The sequence below is a fragment of the Variovorax sp. HW608 genome, from assembly GCF_900090195.1.
GTDB lineage: Bacteria > Pseudomonadota > Gammaproteobacteria > Burkholderiales > Burkholderiaceae_C > Variovorax.
In genome coordinates this window covers 6,901,715-6,925,068 of record NZ_LT607803.1, presented here as the reverse complement: position 1 = coordinate 6,925,068, position 23,354 = coordinate 6,901,715, and the positions used below count along the sequence as shown (strand labels likewise).

The following is a 23,354-nucleotide window of genomic DNA, read 5'->3' as shown; positions in this document are numbered from 1 at the left end:
CAAAGTGCGCGGAAACTGGGGGTAACCCGTAAATGCGACAATAGCGGGCTTCATGACCAGTTCCTTCTCCAATCTCTCCCTGGCCGAACCCCTGGCGCGCGCTGTAGCCGAAATGGGCTACGAGACGATGACGCCCATCCAGGCGCAGGCCATTCCGGTGGTGTTGTCGGGCCAGGACGTCATGGGTGCCGCCCAGACCGGCACCGGCAAGACAGCCGCTTTCTCGCTGCCGCTGCTGCAGCGGATGCTCAAGCACGAGAACAGCTCGACCTCCCCGGCGCGCCATCCGGTGCGTGCCCTGGTCCTCTTGCCCACGCGCGAACTCGCCGACCAGGTCGCGCAGCAGATCAAGCTCTATTCCAAGTACACGAGCCTGCGCAGCACGGTCGTGTTCGGCGGCATCGACATGAAGCCGCAGACCCTCGAGCTCAAGAAGGGCGTCGAGGTGCTGGTGGCCACGCCGGGCCGGCTGCTCGACCACATCGAGGCCAAGAACGCGGTGCTCAACCAGGTCGAGTACGTGGTGCTCGACGAGGCCGACCGCATGCTCGACATCGGCTTCTTGCCCGACCTGCAGCGCATCCTTTCGTACCTGCCCAAGCAGCGCACCACGCTGCTGTTCTCGGCCACCTTCTCGCCCGAGATCAAGCGGCTGGCCGGCAGCTACCTGCAGAACCCGGTCACGATCGAAGTGGCGCGGCCCAACGAGACCGCCTCCACCGTCGAGCAGCACTTCTACAGTGTGGCCGATGACGACAAGCGCCGCGCGCTCAAGCAGATCGTGCGCCAGCGCGGCATCACGCAGGCCTTCGTGTTCGTCAACAGCAAGCTCGGCTGCGCGCGCCTTGCGCGTTCGCTCGAGCGCGAGGGCCTGAAGACCACCGCGCTGCACGGCGACAAGAGCCAGGACGAGCGCCTGAAGTCGCTCGCCGCGTTCAAGGCCGGCGAGGTGGATCTGCTGGTCGCGACCGACGTGGCCGCGCGCGGCCTCGACATCAAGGACGTGCCGGCGGTCTTCAATTTCGACATCCCGTTCAACGCCGAAGACTACGTGCACCGCATCGGCCGCACCGGCCGCGCCGGCGCATCCGGCCTCGCGGTGAGTTTCGCGAGCGGCGGCAACGACGTCCGGCTGGTGGCCGACATCGAAAAGCTCATCAAGAAGAAGATCGAGCTGGAGCCCGTCGAATTCGACGACGAGCGCCCGCGCGGCCGCATCAACGACGGCCGCCGCCACTGGCGCGATGAGGGCGAGGCCGGCGACGCGCGCGACGTGCTCGACACGCTGGACCGCCCGCGCGATCGTTCCGATTCGCGTCCGACCCGCAACGGCCGTCCGCATCGCGCACCGGCCGCCCCGCGCGATCCCTTCTTCGAGAAGCCCTACGAGGCGCCGGAGCGCGAAGCCGCCCCGGCGTGGGAAGCCACCGCCAAGGCGACGCCTGCTCGCGGCATCTCCAGCAACATCAAGACCAAGCGCAAGGTCGCTGCGCTCTTCAAGTCATCCCAGTAGCCTTCAGCCCGGCTCTAGGGCTTGCGGGCACTTCACCTGGATCAGCTCGCGCTCCTGCGGCGTGGCGCCGATCCGCACGGCGCTCAGGCAGCCGCCCCAGACGCAGCCGGTGTCGGTCGAGATCAGGTCCGGTCTGGACACCCATCCGAGCGTTGACCAGTGGCCGAAAGCTACCGTCGCGGTCCTCGTCTTGCGGCCCGGCACGTCGAACCACGGCATGAAGCCCTCGGGCGCTCCGGCCTCCGCATCCTTCGACTCGAACTCCATCACACCCTCGGCGGTGCAGTAGCGCATGCGCGTCAGCGCGTTGACGATCACGCGCAGGCGCTCGGTGCCGGTCAGCGAATCGCTCCATCCGGCAGGTTCGTTGCCGTACATGGTGCGAAAGAACTCCGCGACGTCCGGCCCGCGCAGGGCCGATTCGAGCTCGGCCGCAAGGCGCATCGTGTCGTCGACCGTCCATTGCGGCAGCACGCCCGCGTGCACTGTCAGCAGCGTGCCGCCGCCGATGTCATGGCGCAGCGCCACGTGCTGGTGACGCAGCCAGTCGAGCATCGCTTCGCGGTCCGGCGCCTCCAGCACGGCGGCGAGCGTGTCCTTGCGCCCGGCCTTGCGGGCGCCGTGCGCGACGCCCAGAAGATGCAGGTCGTGATTGCCGAGCAGGCTTTGCGCCGCATTGCCGTAGCCTTGCATGCGCCGCAGGACCCTGGCCGATGCGGGTCCGCGATTGACCAGGTCGCCGAGCACGACCAGCCTGTCGCGGCTGGGCGAGAAGGCGATCGTGTCCAGCAGGCGCTGCAGGGGTTCGTCGCAGCCCTGCAGATCACCGATCAAGTAAAGTGCCATGATCCCCATTCTCTCCTGCGTTCATGGACGTTTTCCTCCTGGCCGCGCTAACCACGCTCAACGCGTTGTTCGCAATGTCCGAAATGGCCCTCGCCACCAGCCGCCGCGCGCGCCTTGCCGCGCTGGCCGAGACGGGGGACGCGGGCGCTGCCGCGGCGCTCAAGCTCATGGGAGACCCGACGCAGTTCCTTTCCACGGTGCAGATCGGCATCACCTCGATCGGCATGCTGAGCGGCATTGTCGGCGAGGCTGCCTTCGCCGAGCCTCTCGGCGCCTGGATGGAGGAGTTGGGCCTGGGCCGGGGCACCGCCAGCATCGCCTCGACTGCGGTCGTGGTGAGCTGCATCACCTTCTTCACGATCCTCTTCGGCGAGCTGGTGCCCAAGCGCATCGGCCAGCTCTACCCCGAGCCGGTGGCCCGCTACGTGGCGCGGCCGATGCGTTGGCTCGCTTCCATCGCCAAGCCCTTCGTGCTGCTGCTGTCGAGCGCGACCGCGGCCATGCTCAAGGTGCTGCGCATCGATTCGAACGCTGCCCGCGTGGTGACCGAAGAGGAAATCTCCGCCAGCCTGGAGGAGGGCGTCGATGCCGGCGTGATCGAGATGCACGAGCACCAGATGGTGCGCAACGTGTTCCACCTCGACGACCGCCGGCTGACTTCGCTGATGGTGCCGCGCGCCGACATCGAATGGCTCGACGCCTCGTTGACCATTGCCCAGAGCCTCGGGAAGGTATCGGAAGCGGGCGCACGCAACCAGGTCCACTCGTGGTACCCGGTGTGCCGCAATTCGCTCGACGACGTGGTGGGCGTGACCAGCGTGGCGCATCTTCTCAAGCTCGGCCCGGAGCATCAGGGCACGGTGGGAGAAGCGGTGCAGGCGGCGATGTTCGTGCCCGAGACACTGACCGGCATGGAAATGCTCGAGCAGTTCCGCTCGCGTGCCGGCCGGCTGGTCTTCGTGGTCGACGAATACGGCGTGGTACAGGGGCTGATGACGCCGCGCGACCTGCTCGAAGCCATCACCGGCGAGTTGCAGGCGCCGACCCACGCCGAGGCCTGGGCGCGGCAGCGCGCCGACGGCATCTGGGAGCTCGATGGCCTGATGCCGGTTTCGGAGCTGCGCGCGCGGCTCGGCATCCGGGAACTGCCGGACGAGGACCGCGGCCGCTACAACACCGTCGCGGGCCTGCTGATGTTCGTCTCGGGCCAGCTGCCCGAGGTCGGCGAGCGCATCGATTGCGTCGGCTGGTGCTTCGAGGTGGCTGCGCTCGACGGCAGGCGGATCGACCGCGTGCTGGCGTATGCCGATGCGCGCTCGCCCGAAGCGGCGCCCTGAGCGAAGAACCGACCCGGCTCCTATACTGGCCGGCCCCCTTCCGGAGACCTGCCATGACCGTGCCGAGCAAGACCCTGCAAATCCGTTCCCTGGTCCGCAGCAGCGGCGAGCTGGAACTCTCGCTTCAGGAGGACGCCGTCCCGCAGCCCGGCGCGAACGAAGTCGTCGTGCGGGTCGAGGCCTCGCCGATGAACCCGTCCGACCTGGGCCTGCTGTTCGGCGCGGCGGACCTGGGCACCGCGAAGGCCTCGGGCACGCCCGAGCGGCCCATCGTGACCGCAAGCATTCCCGAAGCGGCCATGAAGAGCATGGGCGGCCGCGCGGACCAATCCATGCCGGTCGGCAACGAAGGCGCGGGCATCGTCGTGGCAGCCGGTGCCTCGCCGCAGGCGCAGGCCCTGCTGGGCAAGGCCGTGGCGATGATCGGCGGCGCGATGTACACGCAATACCGCTGCATCGACGTCGCCCAATGCATGGCGCTGCCGGACGGCGCGACGTCGGCCGAAGGCGCCTCATCCTTCGTCAATCCGCTCACCGCGCTCGGCATGGTCGAGACGATGCGGCGCGAAGGCCACAAGGCGCTGGTGCACACCGCGGCGGCCTCGAACCTCGGGCAGATGCTCAACCGGATCTGCATCAAGGACGGCATCCCGCTCGTCAACATCGTGCGCAAGAAGGAGCAGGAAGACATCCTGCGCGCCATCGGCGCCAAGTACGTGTGCAACGCCGCCTCGCCGACCTTCATGCAGGACCTGACCGACGCGCTGGTCGCGACCGGCGCGACGCTGGCCTTCGATGCGACCGGCGGCGGCAAGCTGGCCGGGCAGATCCTCAACTGCATGGAAGCCGCGCTCTTGCGCACCGCGACCGAATACAGCCGCTACGGCACCACCACGCACAAGCAGGTCTACATCTACGGCGGGCTCGATCGCGGTCCGACTGAGTTCACGCGCGGCTTCGGCATGAGCTGGGGGATGGGGGGCTGGCTGCTGTTTCCGTTCCTGATGAAGATCGGCCCGGAAGGTGCCGAGAAGCTCAAGGCGCGCGTGGCCGCCGAGCTGAAGACGACCTTCGCGAGCCGCTACACGAAGGAAGTGTCCTTGACCCAGGCGCTTTCGCTGGGCGAGATCGCGGTCTATTCGAAGCAGGCGACCGGCGAGAAGTACCTGCTCAATCCCAGCAAGTAGTTCGGCAGGCTCATCAGCCCATCGCGAGGCGCGTGCGGCCGCCGGAGGTGGTCTTGCGGTTGCCGTCCGGTCCGTAGAAGAGCTGCACGCTCGATTGCAGGAACTGCAGTGCCTTGTGCGTGAAGTCCAGGTGCGTATGGACGATGGACCCGTTGCGCAGGTTGTGGGCGCGGGCCTTCTCGGCCAGCCCCTGCAGGGCCTGCCAGGCCTGGCGGGTCGCTTCGCCGCCGGCCGCGGCCGCGGCGTCGGCGCCGGCGGCGCCGGGTTCGAAGCCGAGCGCCGATTGCGCGGTTTCGCGCTGGCGGTCGATCTCGGCGATGCGGTCGAGCAGCTGTACCTTCTGTTCGGTGATCTGTTCCAGATCAGCGAAGCGGCGCTCGGTCATGGCGCTCTCTTCCTGCGCGAGTAGCACCAGGAATTCCTCGATGCAGGTTTTCTCCGCATGAAGGTACAGCAGCATCGTGTTCATGAGTTCTTTCCGGAATCGAGCAGGTCGCGCACGCTGTCCATCAGGCCGTCGGCGATGCGTTCGGGGTTGACCTGGTAGCGCCCGGCGCGGATGTCCTCCCGGATCGCCGCGACGCGGGCGGCGTCGAAATCACCGCCGGTGGCGCTCGGCAGCGTGTGGACCTGCGCCGACACCTGCGTGGCGTCCTTCGACGCCCCGGCGGCTGCGGCGGCGGTCGCGGAGGCGGAACCCGGCTTCGCGGGGCGGATGAGAGGCGTCGCCGGAGACGCTGGTTGATCGATTTTCAAGATGGTTCCTCAAAGGGGGCTCGCCCCTATATCGGCGAAACGCAGCGGAACTTTAGGGCCAGAAGGCCGGATTGGCGATCCATGGAGACCACTACGCGTCCTTACGTATGCCGCTACTGCGCGAGCCGGATCTGGCCCTCTTCGTCGGCAATGCCGCTCACCAGGCGGCCGTCGCGCGTCTTGGCCTGCACGGCGGCGCCGACTTCGGCGCGCGTCATGGCCCTGCCCTCGGTGCTGACGGTGAAGCCCGCGCCCTGCGCGACCACCTGCACCGTCTGCCCCTGCTGGATCACGATCATGCTGCGCATGTGTTCCTTGCGCAGCGGCGCGCCGGCCGCGATGCGCTGGGCACTGGTCACGCCGCGCAAGGCGGTCGCCTCGGTGACCACGTTGCGCGGCAGCGCAGTGAGATCGCCGGTGCGCTCGACGACGTCGCCGGCGCCGAGCGTCATGCCGGGCTCGATCGCGCGCGCCGCGACGTAGTAGCGGCCTTCCACCGCCACGTTGGCCGAAACGAAGCGGGTCCACGGCTTCTCGCCACGGCAGCGCAGGCCGATGGACACTCGCCCCCACGGCGCCGTGCCGGTCGGCATGAAGGCCTCGAAGTCGCTGCACGGCGGAAGCGCACCGGTGGTGGGCATGAACGTCACCCTGGCCTTGCCCGGCAGGCCTGCGGTCTGCACCTGCAGCAAGCGTTGGACGGCCTCGCGCGCCTCCTCTGGCAACTCGGAAGCCGCGAACGAAGCCATGCCGACGCCCGCCATGCATGCCGGCAGAACGATGCGAAGGAGACGACTGAAGGTCTTGCGTTGTTCCATGGGAGTCGATGTGTTGCCGGGAAATTCTAGGAAGACGCCCCCGAAAGTGAAGTGGCGAAGTGCTGGCTAAAACCCCCTTTGTTCGAGCCATTGCAAAAGCGTCCCGTGCATAGACTCGCTTTCCATCTGTCGCCATGCCCAGTGCGGACGCGATGCCACAAAGGATGGAAAGAAGATGATCGACAAGCTGGATGCAGCGCTTCGCTTCAACCGCGAAGCCCTCAATCTGCGGGCCGAGCGCCAGGAAGTGCTGGCGGCCAACATCGCCCACGCCGACACGCCCAACTACAAGGCGCGCGACTTCGATTTCAGCAGCAGGCTCTCGCAGGCCGTCGAGCAGGGCCGCCAGGCGCAGTCGTTCGCGATGACCACCACCTCGTCGCGCCACCTCGCGGGCGAAACCCAGTCGATGCCCGACCAGGACCTGCTCTACCGCGTGCCCACGCAGTCGAGCATCGACGGCAACACCGTCGACATGGATGTCGAGCGCATCAACTTCGCCGACAACGCGCTGCGCTACGAGTCGAACCTCACCGTCCTGAGCGCGAAGATCAAGACCATGCTGGCCGCAGTCCAGAGTTAAGGCGCGAGGAGCCGTCCGATGCCAGTCCCGAGTGCCTCCATGAACATCTTCAGCGTGGCGGGCTCCGCCATGACCGCGCAGTCGCAGCGCATGAACGTGACCGCCAGCAACCTCGCCAACGCCGAGAGCGTCGCGGGCCCGGACGGCCAGCCGTACCGCGCCAAGCAGGTCGTCTTCGAGGTCGCGCCTTCGGGCCGAGAGGACATCGGCGGCGTGCAGGTCTCGAGCGTGGTCGAGGACCCCTCGCCCGCCAAGATGGTCTACGACCCCAGGAACCCGCACGCCAACGCCGACGGCTATGTCGCGATGCCGAACGTCAACGTGGTCGAGGAGATGACCAACATGATCTCCGCCTCGCGCAGCTACCAGGCCAACGTCGAGGTGCTCAACACCGCCAAGACGCTGATGGTCAAGACGCTGACCATCGGCCAGTAATCCAACCGCGAAGAAAGAAGAAAGCCATGGCCATCGCCGACACCTCATCCATCAGCGGCGTCAACGCCGCCAGCGCCGCGGCCAGCACCGCGAGCGTTTCGAGCGACGACAACGAGCAGCGCTTCCTCAAGCTGCTGGTCGCGCAGCTCAACAACCAGGATCCGCTCAATCCGATGCAGAACTCGGAAATGACCTCGCAGCTCGCGCAGATGAGCACCGTGAGCGGCATCGAGAAGCTCAACAGCACGCTCTCGGGCCTGGTGAGCCAGACCGGCTCGAACCAGGTGCTGCAGGCCGCTTCGCTGATCGGCACCCGCGTGCTCTCGCCGGGCAACACCATCACCACCACCGCGTCCGCAGACGGCGCGGACCCGACCCCGCAGGCCTTCGGGGTGGAGCTTCCGGGCACGGCCTCCGACGTGCAGATCAAGATCGTCGACGCCAGCGGCAAGACCGTCCGCACCATCGACGCGGGCTCGATGAGCTCGGGCGTCAATGCGGTCACCTGGGACGGCAAGGACGACCAAGGCAACGCGGTGCCGGCAGGCAGCTACACCTTCAGCGTCGCCGCGACCAACGGCAGCAGCGCGGTGAGCTCGACCGCGCTCACGTTCGCGCAGGTCGCCGCCGTCAAGCAGGGCACCAGCGGCGTCACGCTCGAACTCGCGAGCGGCCAGAGCATCGGCCTGTCCGATGTGCGCATGTATCTCTGAGATCCAACCCAACGCATTGAACGAAGGAATCCATCATGAGCTTTTCCCAGGGCATCAGCGGGCTTGGCGCCGCGGCCGCGAATCTCGACGTCATCGGCAACAACATCGCCAACTCGGCCACCGTGGGCTTCAAGTCCTCCACCGCCACCTTCCAGGACATCTATGCCGGTTCGCGCGTCGGTCTCGGCGTCTCGATGTCGGGCGTGGTGCAGAACTTCACGCAGGGCGTGACGCAGACCAGCAGCCGCCCGCTCGACGTGGCGATCCTGAACGGTGACGGCTTCTTCCGCCTCGCCAGCACGAGCGGCGAAGTCGTGTACTCGCGCAACGGCCAGTTCACCAAGGACAAGGACGGCTACATCGTCAACGCCTCCGGCCTGCGCCTGACCGGCTACGGCGTCAACGCCAGCGGCGGCATCAGCGGCGGCACGCCCACGGCGATCCAGATCCCGACCGCGCCGATGGCGCCGAACGCGACCACCAGCGTGCAGGCGGAGTTCAACGTCGATTCGCGCAGCACCGTGCCGACGAAGACGCCGTTCGATCCGACCGACTCCGCCACCTACAACTATTCCAACGCGATCGGCCCGGTGTACGACTCGCTCGGCAACCCGCACGACCTGTCGGTGTACTTCGTGAAGACCGGCGCCAACAGCTGGGACACCTACGGCACGATCGACGGCACGACGCTCAACGGCGGCGCGGCGCTCGGCAGCCTGAGCTTCGACACCAACGGCAACCTCACCGCACCGGCGGGCGGAACGATCACGCTGCCGACCATCAACTACGGCAACGGCTCGGCCGCGTCGAACATCACGGTCGACCTGAGCGGCACCACGCAGGTCGGCGCAGCCAACGGCATGAGCAAGCTCGCGCAGGACGGCTACACCTCCGGCCAGCTCACCTCGTTCGCGATCAATTCCGACGGCACCATCACCGGCAAGTTCTCCAACGAGCAGACCAAGCTGTTGGGCCAGGTCGTGCTCTCGTCGTTCGCCAACCCCAACGGCCTCGAGCCGAAGGGCGACAACGTGTACGCGGAGACCGCGGCCTCCGGCGCCGCGCTCACCGGCACGCCGGCCGAAGGCAGCAAGCTCGGCTCGCTCCAATCGGGCGCGCTCGAATCGTCCAACGTCGACCTGACTTCGGAACTCGTCAACCTCATCGTCGCGCAGCGCAACTATCAGGCCAACGCGCAGACCGTGAAGACGCAGGACCAGGTCACGCAGACGCTGATGAACATGCGCTGAAGCGACGAGCCAGGAGCCATCAGTGGATCGAATGCTGTATGTCGCCTTGAGCGGCGCCAAGCAGGCCATGGAGCAGCAGACCTCGGTCGCCAACAACATGGCGAACGTGTCGACGCCGGGCTTCCGTGCGCAGATCAACGCCTTCCGGGCGGTGCCCGTGGTCGGCGAGGAATCGCCCACGCGTGCCTTCGTGGCCGCGACCACGCCGGGCGCCGACTTCCGGCAAGGCCCGGTGACCGACACCGGCCGCGAGCTCGATGTCGCGGTGCGCGGCGACGGCTGGCTGGTGGTCCAGACGCCGACCGGCGAGGCCTACAGCCGCGTGGGCAACCTCCAGGTGGCATCCGACGGCCAGGTCACGACCATGGGCGGACGCCCCGTGGTCGGCGACGGCGGCGGGCTGGTGATCCCGCCGGGTTCCTCCGTGACCATCGCGGCCGACGGCAGCATCACCGCGCGCGCGCCCGGCGATCCGTTGACGGGCCTGAACGTGGTCGGCCGCATGAAGCTCGTGAACCCACCGACCACCGACTTGGTGCGCGGCGAGGACGGCCTGTTCCGCATGCGCCAGGGCCTGCCGCCCGCCGAGGCCGATCCCGCGGTGACCGTCACGGCTGGCGCGATCGAGGGCAGCAACGTCAATCCCGTCGAAGCCATGGTGGCCATGATCGCCAACGGACGCAGCTTCGAGATGCAGATGAAGTCCATCCAGTCCGCCGACACCAACGCGCAGTCGGCCAACAAGCTGCTCGCCTACGGCTGATTGGCCATCCGCAGCAACCCCGCAGCAAACCCGCAGGAGCCCTCTCCATGATCCGTTCACTCTACGTGGCCAAGACCGGCCTCGAAGCCCAGCAGACGCAGCTCGACGTCGTCTCCAACAACCTCGCCAACGTGTCCACCACCGGCTTCAAGAAGAGCCGCGCGGTATTCGAGGATCTGCTCTACCAGAACATCCGCCAGGTCGGCGGCCAGACGTCGGACCAGACCCGCCTGCCCTCGGGCCTGCAGGTCGGCACCGGCGTGCGCGTGGTCGCCACCGAGCGCATGCACTCGCAGGGCAACATGACCAAGACCGACAACCCGAAGGACGTCGCCATCAACGGCTCGGGCTTCTTCCAGGTCACGATGCCCGACGGCACGATGGCCTACACGCGCGACGGCTCGTTTCAGACCAACTCCGACGGCCAGCTCGTGACCGCGAGCGGCTACACGATCGAGCCCGCGATCACGATCCCGCAGAACGCCACCAGCCTCACCATCGGCCGCGACGGCATCGTGTCGGTCACGCAGGCCGGCAGCCAGGCGACGGTGCAGGTCGGCCAGCTCCAGATCGCGACCTTCCTGAACCCGACCGGCCTGCAGAGCATGGGCGAGAACCTCTACACCGAGACCGATTCGTCGGGGGCGCCCAATGTGGTGAACCCCGGCGTGGATGGCGCGGGCATCCTGACGCAGGGCTACACCGAGGCGTCCAACGTCAACGTGGTGGAAGAGCTGGTCAACATGATCGCGACGCAGCGCGCGTACGAGATCAACAGCAAGGCGATCCAGACCTCCGACCAGATGCTGGCCCGTCTCGCCCAGCTGTGACCATGAGCTCCCTCACGCTGCGCGCAATCGGTGTCGCTTCGCCATGGCGCATGGCGGCGGCGGGCATGGCACTCATTCTCTTCGCAGGCTGCGCGCAGATCCCGCGCGATCCGCTGGTGCATCAGCCGATGACCGCGCGCGCCGACGAGATGGCCGGGCTGCCGAACCGCTCGCGTTCGGGCGCGATCTTCCAGGACAACGGGCGCGGCATCGCGCTGTTCGAAGATCGGCGGCCGCGCAGCGTCGGGGACATCCTGACCATCGTCATCAGCGAAAAGCTCAACGCGAGCAAGAACTCGGGCGCCAACACGAGCCGCAACGGAAGCATGACCGCGGCCTTCAATCCGATCCCGAAGGTGCTCGGCGGCCTCTTGGACAACCAGGACGCGAAGCTGTCTGGCACCAATGCGCTCACGGCAAAGGGCGGTGCCAATGCCACGAACACCTTCAACAGCGTGATCACGGTCACCGTGACCGACGTGCTGCCCAACGGCAACCTGCTCGTGAGCGGCGAGAAGCAGATGGGCATCAACCAGGGCACGGAATTCATCCGCTTCTCCGGCGTGGTGAACCCCCGCACCGTCACCGGCGTCAACACCGTGCTCTCGACCCAGGTGGCCGATGCACGCATCGAATACACGGCCAAGGGCTACATCGACGAAGCGCAGAACATGGGCTGGCTGCAGCGATTCTTCTTGAACGTAGCGCCTTTCTAGCTATGACACACCCCCAGTCTTCACGCACTTCGTGCCGCTTCGCCGCGATCGCCTTGGGCATTGCGTGCCTGTTTGCTTCCCCCGTCCACGCGGAGCGGCTCAAGGAGCTGGCGACGATCCAGGGGGTCCGGGACAACCCCTTGATCGGCTACGGCCTGATGGTGGGCCTGGACGGCACCGGCGATCAGACGATGCAGACGCCGTTCACCACGCAGAGCCTGAACAACATGCTGCAGCAGCTCGGGATCACGATTCCGCAGGGCGTGAACATGCAGCTCAAGAACGTGGCGGCGGTGATGGTCACGGCCACGCTGCCTTCGTTCGCACGGCCGGGGCAGGCGATCGACGTGACGGTGTCGTCGATGGGCAATGCCAAGAGCCTGCGCGGCGGCACGCTGCTGATGACGCCGCTCAAGGGCGCGGATGGCGCGGTGTACGCGATCGCGCAGGGAAACATGGTCGTGGGCGGCGCAGGCGCTTCCGCCAATGGCAGCAAGGTGCAGATCAACCAGCTCAGCTCGGGCCGGATTCCGGCCGGCGCGATCGTCGAGCGCACCGTGGAGTCCACGGTGGGCGGCGAAGGCGCGCTCACGGTCGAACTCACGCGCTCGGATTTCGGGACGGCGCAACGGGCCGTCGAGGCGATCAATCGCCAGTTCGGCTTCGGAACCGCCGATGCGGTGGACGCGCGCGTGATCCAGGTCCGTGCGCCGCAATCGCCGCAGGAGCGCGTCGGCTTCCTCGCGCGCCTCGAAAGCCTCGAAGTCACGCCGACGCAGGCCGTTGCGCGCGTGGTCATCAATGCGCGCACCGGGTCGGTGGTGATGAACCAGGCGGTGCGAGTGAGCGAATGCGCGGTGGCGCACGGCAGCCTGTCGGTGGTCATCAACACCGAGCCGGTGGTGAGCCAGCCCGAGCCGTTCTCGCGCGGCCGCACGGTCGAGTCGGCGGTGTCGCAGATCTCGGTGAACCAGGCCGGCGGCGCGCTGCAGATGGTGCGCGGCAGCGCTTCGCTGGCCGACGTGATCAAGGGCCTCAACGCGCTGGGCGCGAATCCGCAGGACCTGGTGTCCATCCTGCAGGCCATGAAGACGGCGGGTGCGCTGCGCGCCGAGCTCGAAATTATCTGAGCACCGACATGGCGATCACCGCAATGCCTGCTTCGAGCGTCGCCGATACGAGCCGCAGCGGCGCGCTGGACCAGCGCTTCGCGCTCGACGTGCAGGGCGTCGATGCGCTCAAGCGCACCACCCGCACCTCGCCGGAAGAAGGGCTGCGCCAGGCCTCGCGCCAGTTCGAGGCGATGTTCATGAACATGGTGCTCAAGAGCATGCGCGAGGCGACGCCGCAAAGCGGCCTCTTCGATAGCCAGAGCGAGAAGATCTACACCTCGATGCTCGACCAGCAGCTCTCGCAGAGCCTCTCGGGCCGCGGCCTCGGCCTCGCCGAGGCGATGCTGGTGCAGCTGCAGCGCCAGGCCGCCTCGGGCGGGGCGAACATGGATGCCCTGGCCGCGCCGATGTCGCTCCTGCCGCGCGGTGGAATTCCGCTGAAGCCGGACTCGGGCATTCCGCTCGGCTCCTCGCCCGTGCCGTCCACCCGCGTCGATCTGAGCCTCTACCAGGTGAACAACGACCGCGGCGGCAGCTCGGCCGCGACCGCCTCGCTGCAGGGCCATGTCGATGCCTTCGTCGAGCGCATGGGCGCATCGGCGCAGGCCGCGAGCGAGGCCAGCGGCGTGCCGGCGCCGCTCATCCTCGCGCAGGCCGCGCTCGAATCGGGCTGGGGCAAGCGCGAGATCCGCGCCGACGACGGCACGCCGAGCTTCAACCTCTTCGGCATCAAGGCCGACAAGAGCTGGCAGGGCCGCGTGGTCGAGACCACCACCACCGAATACGTCGACGGCGAGCCGCAGCGCGTGCGCGCCAGGTTCAGGGCCTACGACTCCTACGAGGAAGCCTTTACCGACTACGCGCGCTTCATGACCCGCAACCCGCGCTATGCGGGCGTCGTCACCGCCGGCGACCCGGCCGAAGCCGCGCACGGCCTGCAGCGCGCGGGCTACGCGACCGATCCGCAGTACGGACAGAAGCTCGTTCGGATCATGCAGAAATTCGGCTGATCTGCCGATAGCCAAGCAACCCCGTCTCACCGCCAACGCAAAGGAGCCCCATGGCAGAGTTCACGACCCTTCAGCCCCGCACGGGCGGTGCCGCTTCCCGGGCCCTCGCCGATGCGGGACGGCTGGAGGTGGTCACCTTCACCCTCGGCGACGAGGAATACGGCATCGACATCCAGAAGGTGCAGGAACTGCGCGGCTACGACGCGGTGACGCGCATCGCGAACGCACCCGAATTCATCAAGGGGGTGGTGAACCTGCGCGGGATCATCGTGCCGATCATCGACATGCGCATCCGCTTTGGCATCGGAGCGCCGAGCTACGACCAGTTCACGGTGGTGATCGTGCTGAACATCGGCGGGCGTGTGGTGGGCATGGTGGTGGACAGCGTGTCGGACGTGATCACGCTGACCCACGAGCAGATCAAGCCGGCGCCGGCGATGGGCTCGGTGCTGGACACCGACTACCTGATCGGGCTGGGCACGCTGGACGAGCGGATGCTGATCCTGGTGGACATCGACCGGCTGATGTCCAGCGAGGAGATGGGGCTGATCGAGAAGCTTGCCGCCTGAGGCGCGGTCATCGCGCAAGAAGCAGACAGGCTGACAAGCCGCACAAGCAGACCATCTGGAGGAGACAGGGATGAAGGACTGGAAGATCGGTGCACGCCTGGGCGGCGGATTCGCACTGGTGCTGGCGCTGGTGGCCGTGATCGCGGGCATCGGCGTGGTGCGGCTGCAGAAGGTCGGCGACGCCACGCGGGAGATGGCGCGGCAATCGCTCGAGAAGGAGCGCCTGGCGACGGACTGGCTGCTGGCCACGAGCACCAACAGCGTGCGGACTTTCGCCCTGCTCAAGAGCGAGGATGCTGAAGTGCAGGAGTTCCTGCAGAAGAACATCGGCAAGACCAGCGCCCTCATCAACGAGACGCAGAAGAAGCTCGAGGAACAACTGAGCACCCCCGAGGAGCTCGCGCTGAGCAAGGACATCAAGGCGAAGCGCTCCGGCTACGTGGAGCTGCGCAACACCATCCTCAAGCTCAAGGCGGACGGCAAGGCGGATGAAGCCCAGAAGCTGAGCCAGGAAAAGCTGCTGCCCACGCTCGACGCCTACGACGCGAGCATCCGCGCGATGGTCAAGCACCAGAAGGCGCAGATCGACCAGTCCGCGACCTCCATCGACGAGCTCTACCGCTCGGGCCGCAACCAACTCGTCCTGCTCGCCGCACTGGCGCTTGCCGTGGGCTCGGTGCTCGCGTGGCTCTTGACGCGCAGCATCGCCCTACCGATCGACGAGGCGCTGCGGATTGCCGAGACCGTGGCCTCCGGCGACCTCAGCCAGGACTTCGAAACCGAGCGCGGCGGCGACTTCGGCCGCCTGCTGCGCGGCATGGGCGAGATGGAGGACAAGCTGACCGACGTGGTGGGCCGCATCCGCAGCGCCACCGATTCGATCCTGGTCGCCTCGGGGCAGATCGCATCGGGCAACCAGGACCTGTCGTCGCGCACCGAGGAGCAGGCCAGTTCGCTGGAACAGACGGCGGCCTCGATGGAGGAGCTCACGAGCACGGTGAAACAGAACGCCGACAACGCGCGCCAGGCCAACCAGCTCGCCGTCTCGGCGTCCGAAGTGGCGGTGAAGGGCGGCAGGGTGGTGAACGAGGTGGTCGACACCATGGCTGCCATCAATGCCTCGTCGCGCAAGATCGTGGACATCATCGGCGTGATCGACGGCATCGCCTTCCAGACCAACATTCTCGCGCTCAACGCCGCGGTGGAAGCGGCACGCGCAGGCGAGCAGGGCAAGGGATTCGCGGTGGTCGCGGCCGAGGTGCGAAGCCTCGCGCAGCGCTCCGCGGCCGCGGCCAAGGAGATCAAGAGCCTTATCGATGACTCGGTGGGCAAGGTCGACATGGGCAGCGCGCTGGTGGGCGAGGCGGGCAAGACGATGGACGAGATCGTCGGCAGCGTGCGCCGCGTGACCGACATCATGGGCGAGATCACCGCGGCGAGCCAGGAGCAGACCTCGGGCATCGAGCAGATCAACCAGGCGATCACCCAGATGGACCAGGTCACGCAGCAGAACGCGGCGCTGGTCGAAGAGGCCGCCGCCGCGGCTGCATCGCTGCAGGAGCAGGCCGGCGGGCTCTCGCAGGTCGTCAGCGTCTTCAGGCTGACGCACGAAGCGTAATCGCCCCTTCAACTTTGCTCGCGTCCTGCCGATAAGAAGACGATTGCGCTGGTGGCCGACCGCCAGTCCCGACAGTTCGAACCATTGAAGGAATTGCGATGAGATTGAAGGATCTGAAGATCGGTAGGCGCCTGGCCATCGGCTTCGGCGCCATGCTGGTCCTGATGGCGCTGATTGCCGCCACCGGCATGCATCGGTTGTCCAACGTGGGCAGCGCGACCGAGCAAATGGTCGCCGGCCCGCTGGCCAAGGAGCGCATGGTGGCCGAGTGGGCCAAGAACCTCGCCGCGAGCATCGTGCGCACCTTCGCGATCGTGAAGGCGACCGACCCGGCCACCGAGGCCTACTTCAAGAAGGACCTCGCCGCGGCTCAGGCCATCATCAATCCGCTGCAGAAGAAGATCGAAGCGACCATGGTCACGCCGGAGGAGAAGAAGCTCTACGGCGAGGTGGCCGAGGCGCGCCGCAGCGTGCTCGAGATGCTGGGCGTGATGAACAAGCTCAAGGCCGACAACGACATCGAGGGCGCGAACAAGCTGGTCGAGGGGCCGTTCTCCGCAGGCCTTGCGAAGTACGAGAAGTCGGTGGGCGCGCTTGCCGACTACGAGCGTGCGCAGATCGACGGTATCGCTGCCGGCATCGAGGCGGACCATGTGGGTGGCCGCAATGTGCTGATCGCGCTGTCGCTCGCGGCGCTCGCGCTGGGTGCGTTCGCGGCGTGGCGTCTGACGGCGGGCATCGTCCGTCCGCTGGGGCAGGCGGTGTCGGTGGCGCAGACCGTGGCGGCCGGCAACCTGGGCAGCCGCATCGAGGTGCAGAGCCGCGACGAGACGGGCCAGTTGCTGCAGGCGCTCAAGGAGATGAACGAGAGCCTGGCGCGCGTGGTCGGCGAAGTGCGTACCGGCACGGACACGATCGCGACCGCGTCGAGCCAGATCGCGAGCGGCAACCAGGACCTGTCGTCGCGCACCGAGGAGCAGGCCAGTTCGCTCGAAGAGACCGCTGCCTCGATGGAAGAGCTCACCAGCACCGTGAAGCAGAACGCGGACAACGCGCGCCAGGCCAACCAGCTCGCGGTGTCGGCCTCGGAAGTGGCGGTGCGCGGCGGCGGCGTGGTGAACCAGGTCGTGGACACCATGGGCTCGATCAATGCCTCGTCGCGCAAGATCGTGGACATCATCGGCGTCATCGACGGCATCGCGTTCCAGACCAACATCCTGGCGCTGAACGCGGCGGTCGAAGCAGCGCGCGCGGGCGAACAAGGGCGCGGTTTCGCGGTGGTCGCTTCCGAAGTGCGCAACCTCGCGCAGCGCTCGGCAGCCGCGGCGAAGGAAATCAAGACGCTCATCGGCGACTCGGTGGGCAAGGTCGAGGAGGGCAGCAGGCAGGTCACCGAAGCCGGCCGCACCATGCAGGAGATCGTGGAAAGCGTGAAGCGCGTGACCGACATCATGGGCGAGATCACCGCGGCGAGCCAGGAACAGACCTCGGGCATCGAGCAGATCAACCAGGCGATCACGCAGATGGACCAGGTCACGCAGCAGAACGCCGCGCTGGTCGAGGAGGCCGCTGCCGCCGCCGCCTCGCTTCAGGAGCAGGCCGGCAGCCTCTCGGGCGCGGTGAGCGTGTTCCGCTTCGAAAGCCGCTGAGCCGACATGCGCGTCAATCTTCCCGTCACCCAGAGCGAATATCCGCTGCCGCAGGACGCGGTGCTGGTCTCGCGCACCGATCTCAAGGGACGGATCAGCTACGTCAATCCGACCTTCGTCGAGGTCAGCGGCTACGCGGTCGAAGAACTCATGGGCAAGGCGCACAACATCGTGCGCCACCCGGACATGCCGCCCGAGGCCTTTGCCGACATGTGGGACACGCTGGGCCGGGGCCTGCCATGGACCGGGCTCGTGAAGAACCGCCGCAAGAACGGCGACTTCTACTGGGTGCAGGCGAACGTCACGCCGATCCGCCGCAACAACGCGACGGTGGGCTACATGTCGGTGCGCAGCCGGGCTGAGCGCGCGGACGTGATCGCGGCCGAACAGGTCTATCGCAGGATCCGTGAAGGAAAGGCCGGGGACCTCCGGATCTGGCAGGGCGAAGCCGTCGCAGAGGGCTGGTCCGATCCGGTCGGCCGCCTGCGCCGCATCCCCGTGCGCCGCCGCGTCTTCGCGGTGACGGGCATCGCGGCCTTGCTCTCGCTCGGCTTGGGCGCCGCGGCTTGGGTCGAGGCTTCGGCGCTCGTCGCCAAGGCGGGCGCGCAGAGCTGGCTGCCCCACCTGATCGTGGTGGCCAGCGTCGGCGCGACGCTCGCGTGGGCCGGGCTCGGGCGGTTCCTGGGTCGCACGGTGTTCCGCTCGCTGGATCAGGCGCTGGACGTGGCGCGGGCCATCGCGGGCGGTGCGCTGCTCAAGTTCGAGATCCGTCCGGAGGACGAGACCCGGGACCTGCTGCGCGCGCTCAACCAGATGAGCGCCAACCTCTGCGCGATCGTCGCCGACGTCGGCGCCAACGTGTCGGGGGTGATGAGCACCTCCGGCCAGATCGCCTCCGGCAACCAGGATCTGTCCGCGCGCACCGAGCAGCAGGCGAGTTCGCTCGAAGAGACCGCCGCGTCGATGGAGCAGCTCACCAGCACCGTGAAGCAGAACGCCGACAACGCGTGCCAGGCCAACCAGCTCGCAGCGATGGCGTCGGACGTGGCCGTGAGGGGCGGCAGCGTGGTGTCGCAAGTGGTGGAGACCATGGCCGCCATCGATACCTCGTCGCGAAAGATCGCCGACATCATCGGCGTGATCGACGGCATCGCCTTCCAGACCAACATCCTCGCGCTCAACGCCGCAGTGGAGGCGGCGCGTGCCGGCGAGCAGGGCAAGGGCTTCGCGGTCGTCGCCGCCGAGGTGCGCGGGCTCGCGCAGCGATCGGCCACCGCGGCCAAGGAGATCAAGGGCCTGATCGACGACTCGGTCGGCAAGGTCGGCGCGGGCACCGCGCTGGTCGGCGAGGCCGGCAAGACCATGCAGAAAATCGTCGGCAGCGTGAAGCGCGTGACCGACATCATGGGCGAGATCACGACCGCGAGCCAGGAGCAGACCGCGGGCATCGAGCAGATCAACCAGGCCATCACCGAGATGGACCATGTCACCCAGCAGAACGTCGCGCTCGTGGAGCAGGCCTCGGCCGCTGCGCAGGCGCTGCAGGAGCAGGCCGGCGGCCTCGTCGACGCCGTCAGCGTGTTCAAGCTGGAGCGCAACTAGTTCAAGTGGAAGTCAAGGAAATGCAGATGAAGACTACAGAACCATCGAAGGCAGAAAAGCCGCTGGAATTCCTTTCGTTCACCCTCGGCGACGAGGAATACGGCATCGACATCCAGAAGGTGCAGGAGCTGCGCGGCTACGACGCGGTGACGCGCATCGCGAACGCACCCGAATTCATCAAGGGGGTGGTGAACCTGCGCGGGATCATCGTGCCGATCATCGACATGCGCATCCGCTTCGGGATCGGAGCGCCGAGCTACGACCAGTTCACGGTGGTGATCGTGCTGAACATCGGCGGGCGTGTGGTGGGCATGGTGGTGGACAGCGTGTCGGACGTGATCACGCTGACCCACGAGCAGATCAAGCCGGCGCCGGCGATGGGCTCGGTGCTGGACACCGACTACCTGATCGGGCTGGGCACGCTGGACGAGCGGATGCTGATCCTGGTGGACATCGACCGGCTGATGTCCAGCGAGGAGATGGGCCTGGTCGAAGCCGCGGCGGCCTGAGCCGGACGGCACCAACTTTCATCGCCTGATCATGAAATTCCTGTCCAACGTACGCATCGGCACCCGCCTGGCCATCGGCTTCGGCATCGTGCTGGCCCTGACGATCGTCTCGAGCGTGTTCGCGCTGGTCTCGGCCAGAAGCACCGCCGAGGCCACCCGGCAGATGATGGAAAGCCCCCTGGCCAAGGAGCGGCTCATTTCCGATTGGTACGTGCTGACCTACTCGGCCATCGCGCGGACCTCGATGATCGCGAAGACCACCGACGAGACCTTGCCGGTCACCTTCGCCGACGTGATCTCCGACAGCGTGAAAAGGGGCACCGAGATCAACTCGAAGGTCGAGGCGCTGCTGGTGACCGACGACGAGAAGTCGATGTTCAAGTCGATCATGGAGCGGCGCGCCAAGTACCAGGCGGCCAAGGAGGTGGTGAGCAAGGCCAAGGCGTCCGGCGACTCGGCGGAAACCGAGCGCGCGTTCAAGGAGCAGTTCCAGCCCGCCGCCAAGGCCTATGAGACCGGCGTGCTGGACCTGCTCTCGATGGAGCGCAAGGCCATCAACGACATGAGCCAGGCGATCGACGCCGCGAACGCTCGCGCGTTCACGCTGCGCGTGGCGTTCTTCGTGCTGACGATGGTGTTCGGCGGCGGCTTCGCGGTGCTGATCTCGCGCAGCATCGTCAAGCCGTTGGGCGAGGCGGTGAAGCTGGCCGAGACCGTGGCGGCCGGCGACCTGAGCTCGCGCATCGAGGTGCAATCGAAGGACGAGACCGGGCAGTTGATGCGCGCGCTCAAGGAGATGAACGAGAGCCTTGCGCGCGTGGTCGGCGAAGTGCGCACCGGCACGGACACGATCGCGACGGCGTCGACCCAGATCGCCTCGGGCAATCAGGACCTGTCGTCGCGCACCGAGGAACAGGCGAGTTCTCTGGAAGAGACCGCCGCCTCGATGGAAGAACTCACCAGCACCGTCAAGCAGAACGCGGACAACGCGCGGCAGGCGAACCAGCTCGCGGTGTCGGCGTCGGAAGTGGCGGTGCGCGGCGGCAGCGTCGTTTCGCAGGTGGTTGACACGATGGGCTCGATCAACGCCTCGTCGCGCAAGATCGTGGACATCATCGGCGTCATCGACGGCATCGCCTTCCAGACCAACATCCTGGCACTGAATGCTGCGGTGGAGGCGGCGCGCGCGGGCGAGCAGGGCAAGGGCTTCGCGGTGGTCGCGGCCGAAGTGCGCAACCTCGCGCAGCGTTCGGCAGCCGCAGCGAAGGAGATCAAGGGCCTGATCGACGACTCGGTGGGCAAGGTGGAGGAGGGCAGCAGGCAGGTCGCCGAAGCGGGCCGCACGATGGACGAGATCGTGGGCAGCGTGAAGCGCGTGACCGACATCATGGGTGAGATCACCGCGGCGAGCCAGGAGCAGACCTCGGGCATCGAACAGGTCAACCAGGCCATCGCCCAGATGGACCAGGTCACGCAGCAGAACGCGGCGCTGGTCGAGGAGGCCGCCGCCGCAGCGGGCTCGCTGCAGGACCAGGCGACCAGCCTCGTTCAGGCCGTCAGCGTGTTCCGTCTGGACGCGCATGCGCAAGTCAAGGCAGCGCCCGCGGCGAAGCGCGCGCCGCCCGCCGCACCGAAGGGCCGCGCCAGGCCGGCGCCCGCCGTGCGCGGCAAGGCAGTGAAGACCGAACCCCGGCTCGCCACGTCCGGCGCCGCCTCGGGCGACTGGACCGAGTTCTGAACCAGAAAGAAGAATCATGAAAGCATTCGCCAATCTCCGGATCGCACCTAAGCTGCTCGTGTCCTTCATCGCGGTCCTTGCGTTGACCGTCGTCGTCGGCGTGTTCTCGATCGTGCAGCTCTCGAAGGTCAACGCCATGTCGACCGAGATCACGACCAACTGGATGCCGGCCACCCGCACCCTGCTCGAAGTCAAGGGCCTCATGGCGCGATATCGCTCGACCGAGCTGCAGCACATCCTCTCGGACACGCTGACCGAGATGTCCGAGTACGAGAAGGCGATGGGCAACAGCTGGAACGAGCTGCAGAAGAACCTTGGCGAGTACGAGAAGCTGATCTCGGAGCCCGAGGAGCGCGAAATCTACCCGGCCTACAAGAAGGCCCTGGCCCAGTACGCCACGGAGCATGGAAAGGTCGTTGCGCTCTCGCGCGCACAGAAGAAGGACGACGCGACGGCCATGATCCGCGGTGAATCGCTGAAGATCAACCGCGAGCTCGACGAGATGATCGACAAGCTGGCCGCGGTGAAAATCGCCGGCGCCGCCAAGGCCAACGACACCGCCGCGGCGGTCTACGCCAGCGCGCGGGTGTGGGTCCTCGGCCTCTTGGTGGGCAGCATCGTGGTCGGACTCGTGCTCGCGTTCACCATCGCCCGCGCCGTCGCCGGGCCCCTCTCGGAGGCGGTGAAGGTGGCCCAGTCGGTCGCCGCCGGTGATCTCACCAGCCGCATCGATGCACAGACCACGGACGAGACCGGCATGCTGCTCGCCGCGCTGAAGCAGATGAACGACAGCCTCGTGAGGATCGTCGGCGAAGTGCGCACCGGCACGGACACGATCGCGACCGCATCGAGCCAGATCGCGAGCGGCAACCAGGACCTGTCGTCGCGCACCGAGGAGCAGGCCAGTTCGCTCGAAGAGACCGCTGCCTCGATGGAAGAACTCACCAGCACCGTGAAGCAGAATGCGGACAACGCGCGCCAGGCGAACCAGCTCGCGGTGTCGGCCTCGGAAGTGGCGGTGCGCGGCGGCGGCGTGGTGAATCAGGTCGTGGACACGATGGGCTCGATCAATGCGTCCTCGCGCAAGATCGTGGACATCATCGGCGTCATCGACGGCATCGCCTTCCAGACCAACATCCTCGCGCTGAACGCGGCTGTTGAAGCCGCTCGCGCCGGTGAACAAGGCCGTGGTTTCGCGGTCGTGGCTTCCGAAGTGCGCAACCTCGCGCAGCGCTCGGCAGCCGCAGCGAAGGAAATCAAGACCCTGATCGGCGACTCGGTCGAGAAGGTCGAGGAGGGCAGCAGGCAGGTCGCCGAAGCCGGCCGCACGATGGACGAGATCGTGGGCAGCGTGAAGCGCGTGACCGACATCATGAGCGAGATCACCGCGGCGAGCCAGGAGCAGACCTCGGGCATCGAGCAGGTCAACCAGGCGATCACGCAGATGGACCAGGTCACGCAGCAGAACGCCGCGCTGGTCGAGGAAGCCGCCGCCGCCGCAGGCTCGCTGCAGGAGCAGGCCGCGAGCCTCGTCAAGTCCGTGAGCATCTTCCGCCTCGGCAGCGACAGCGAGGCCGTGCACGCGATCGCGCAGGCCCAAGCGAAGAGCGCGCCCGCCGCATCCCCGCGCGCGGCCAAGTCCGCGCCCACCGCGAAGCCGGCGTCCGCCGCAGCGCGGCCGCAGGCTGTTGCACGCACCGAACCCTCGGGCGACTGGACCGAATTCTGACCCGCGCGCCGGCGCCGCAGGTCTTCAACATCCGCGCCGGGCTGCCGATATAGACGGGGAAGGCATCGCAG

Annotated in this window: 23 protein-coding genes; 19 read left to right on the top strand and 4 right to left on the bottom strand. The window is 67.2% G+C overall.

The features are described from left to right. The first annotated feature begins 52 nt into the window (after positions 1-52). Entirely contained in the window at positions 53-1,513 is a 1,461-nt protein-coding gene (locus VAR608DRAFT_RS32885; RefSeq protein ID WP_088957877.1) for a DEAD/DEAH box helicase, read from the top strand. Positions 1,514-1,516: 3 nt separating this feature from the next. Here VAR608DRAFT_RS32885 and VAR608DRAFT_RS32880 read toward each other — a convergent pair whose 3' ends face one another. Further along, positions 1,517-2,359, bottom strand: coding sequence for a symmetrical bis(5'-nucleosyl)-tetraphosphatase (locus VAR608DRAFT_RS32880; RefSeq protein WP_088959111.1), 843 nt, complete (start codon positions 2,357-2,359; stop codon positions 1,517-1,519). 23 nt (positions 2,360-2,382) lie between these two features. On the opposite strand from VAR608DRAFT_RS32880, the gene VAR608DRAFT_RS32875 reads away from it, so the two are divergent. Together VAR608DRAFT_RS32875 and VAR608DRAFT_RS32870 are read left to right on the top strand one after the other, a co-directional pair. Next, on the top strand, positions 2,383-3,696 hold the full coding sequence (locus tag VAR608DRAFT_RS32875) for a hemolysin family protein (RefSeq protein WP_088957876.1): 1,314 nt from the start codon (positions 2,383-2,385) through the stop codon (positions 3,694-3,696). A gap of 53 nt (positions 3,697-3,749) precedes the next feature. Beyond that, positions 3,750-4,883 (top strand): zinc-binding dehydrogenase, encoded by a 1,134-nt coding sequence (locus tag VAR608DRAFT_RS32870; RefSeq protein ID WP_172843935.1) that lies wholly within the window; start codon positions 3,750-3,752, stop codon positions 4,881-4,883. A gap of 13 nt (positions 4,884-4,896) precedes the next feature. On the opposite strand, the gene VAR608DRAFT_RS32865 is transcribed toward VAR608DRAFT_RS32870, so the two are convergent. The 3 genes from VAR608DRAFT_RS32865 to flgA all read right to left on the bottom strand — a co-directional run bounded on the left by VAR608DRAFT_RS32865 (position 4,897) and on the right by flgA (position 6,457). Beyond that, entirely contained in the window at positions 4,897-5,352 is a 456-nt protein-coding gene (locus VAR608DRAFT_RS32865; protein ID WP_231973048.1) for a flagella synthesis protein FlgN, read from the bottom strand. Next, on the bottom strand, positions 5,349-5,639 hold the full coding sequence (gene flgM / locus VAR608DRAFT_RS32860; protein ID WP_088957875.1) for a flagellar biosynthesis anti-sigma factor FlgM: 291 nt from the start codon (positions 5,637-5,639) through the stop codon (positions 5,349-5,351). Before flgM ends, VAR608DRAFT_RS32865 begins: the two co-directional genes overlap by 4 nt. 113 nt (positions 5,640-5,752) lie before the next feature. Continuing rightward, positions 5,753-6,457 (bottom strand): flagellar basal body P-ring formation chaperone FlgA, encoded by a 705-nt coding sequence (gene flgA / locus VAR608DRAFT_RS32855; RefSeq protein WP_088957874.1) that lies wholly within the window; start codon positions 6,455-6,457, stop codon positions 5,753-5,755. Between the two features lie 175 nt (positions 6,458-6,632). Between flgA and flgB the strand changes: the two genes are divergently transcribed. The 16 genes from flgB to VAR608DRAFT_RS32775 all read left to right on the top strand — a co-directional run bounded on the left by flgB (position 6,633) and on the right by VAR608DRAFT_RS32775 (position 23,283). Further along, positions 6,633-7,040, top strand: coding sequence for a flagellar basal body rod protein FlgB (gene flgB / locus VAR608DRAFT_RS32850; RefSeq protein WP_088957873.1), 408 nt, complete (start codon positions 6,633-6,635; stop codon positions 7,038-7,040). A gap of 39 nt (positions 7,041-7,079) precedes the next feature. Continuing rightward, complete coding sequence (gene flgC, locus VAR608DRAFT_RS32845; protein ID WP_088957872.1) at positions 7,080-7,475, top strand: flagellar basal body rod protein FlgC; 396 nt, start codon at positions 7,080-7,082, stop codon at positions 7,473-7,475. A gap of 26 nt (positions 7,476-7,501) precedes the next feature. After that, positions 7,502-8,188, top strand: coding sequence for a flagellar hook assembly protein FlgD (locus tag VAR608DRAFT_RS32840; protein ID WP_088957871.1), 687 nt, complete (start codon positions 7,502-7,504; stop codon positions 8,186-8,188). Positions 8,189-8,223: 35 nt separating this feature from the next. Next, positions 8,224-9,438: a flagellar hook protein FlgE gene (gene flgE, locus VAR608DRAFT_RS32835; protein ID WP_088957870.1), complete on the top strand. Its 1,215-nt coding sequence runs from the start codon at positions 8,224-8,226 to the stop codon at positions 9,436-9,438. Between the two features lie 22 nt (positions 9,439-9,460). After that, positions 9,461-10,201 (top strand): flagellar basal body rod protein FlgF, encoded by a 741-nt coding sequence (locus tag VAR608DRAFT_RS32830; protein ID WP_088957869.1) that lies wholly within the window; start codon positions 9,461-9,463, stop codon positions 10,199-10,201. Positions 10,202-10,248: 47 nt separating this feature from the next. Next, positions 10,249-11,031 carry a flagellar basal-body rod protein FlgG gene (gene flgG, locus VAR608DRAFT_RS32825; RefSeq protein WP_088957868.1) on the top strand — a complete coding sequence of 261 codons (783 nt, stop codon included), beginning with the start codon at positions 10,249-10,251 and terminating at the stop codon, positions 11,029-11,031. 2 nt (positions 11,032-11,033) lie between these two features. Then, complete coding sequence (locus VAR608DRAFT_RS32820) at positions 11,034-11,747, top strand: flagellar basal body L-ring protein FlgH (RefSeq protein ID WP_088957867.1); 714 nt, start codon at positions 11,034-11,036, stop codon at positions 11,745-11,747. A 2-nt stretch (positions 11,748-11,749) separates the two neighbouring features. Next, the gene (locus VAR608DRAFT_RS32815) at positions 11,750-12,877 is read left to right on the top strand and encodes a flagellar basal body P-ring protein FlgI (protein ID WP_088957866.1); all 1,128 of its coding nucleotides are present in this window, start codon (positions 11,750-11,752) and stop codon (positions 12,875-12,877) included. Positions 12,878-12,885: 8 nt separating this feature from the next. Beyond that, positions 12,886-13,869, top strand: coding sequence for a flagellar assembly peptidoglycan hydrolase FlgJ (gene flgJ / locus VAR608DRAFT_RS32810; protein ID WP_231973047.1), 984 nt, complete (start codon positions 12,886-12,888; stop codon positions 13,867-13,869). 50 nt (positions 13,870-13,919) lie between these two features. Next, the gene (locus VAR608DRAFT_RS32805) at positions 13,920-14,438 is read left to right on the top strand and encodes a chemotaxis protein CheW (RefSeq protein WP_172843934.1); all 519 of its coding nucleotides are present in this window, start codon (positions 13,920-13,922) and stop codon (positions 14,436-14,438) included. 70 nt (positions 14,439-14,508) lie between these two features. Next, positions 14,509-16,056, top strand: coding sequence for a methyl-accepting chemotaxis protein (locus VAR608DRAFT_RS32800; RefSeq protein ID WP_088957865.1), 1,548 nt, complete (start codon positions 14,509-14,511; stop codon positions 16,054-16,056). 98 nt (positions 16,057-16,154) lie between these two features. Continuing rightward, the gene (locus VAR608DRAFT_RS32795) at positions 16,155-17,705 is read left to right on the top strand and encodes a methyl-accepting chemotaxis protein (protein ID WP_088957864.1); all 1,551 of its coding nucleotides are present in this window, start codon (positions 16,155-16,157) and stop codon (positions 17,703-17,705) included. A 6-nt stretch (positions 17,706-17,711) separates the two neighbouring features. Then, positions 17,712-19,307 (top strand): methyl-accepting chemotaxis protein, encoded by a 1,596-nt coding sequence (locus VAR608DRAFT_RS38335; protein ID WP_088957863.1) that lies wholly within the window; start codon positions 17,712-17,714, stop codon positions 19,305-19,307. A gap of 20 nt (positions 19,308-19,327) precedes the next feature. Continuing rightward, a complete protein-coding gene (locus VAR608DRAFT_RS32785; RefSeq protein ID WP_088959106.1) occupies positions 19,328-19,816 on the top strand; it encodes a chemotaxis protein CheW in 489 nt (162 codons plus the stop codon). A gap of 31 nt (positions 19,817-19,847) precedes the next feature. Continuing rightward, a complete protein-coding gene (locus VAR608DRAFT_RS32780; protein ID WP_088957862.1) occupies positions 19,848-21,554 on the top strand; it encodes a methyl-accepting chemotaxis protein in 1,707 nt (568 codons plus the stop codon). A gap of 16 nt (positions 21,555-21,570) precedes the next feature. Then, positions 21,571-23,283 (top strand): methyl-accepting chemotaxis protein, encoded by a 1,713-nt coding sequence (locus VAR608DRAFT_RS32775; RefSeq protein WP_088957861.1) that lies wholly within the window; start codon positions 21,571-21,573, stop codon positions 23,281-23,283. Positions 23,284-23,354 lie beyond the last annotated feature (71 nt).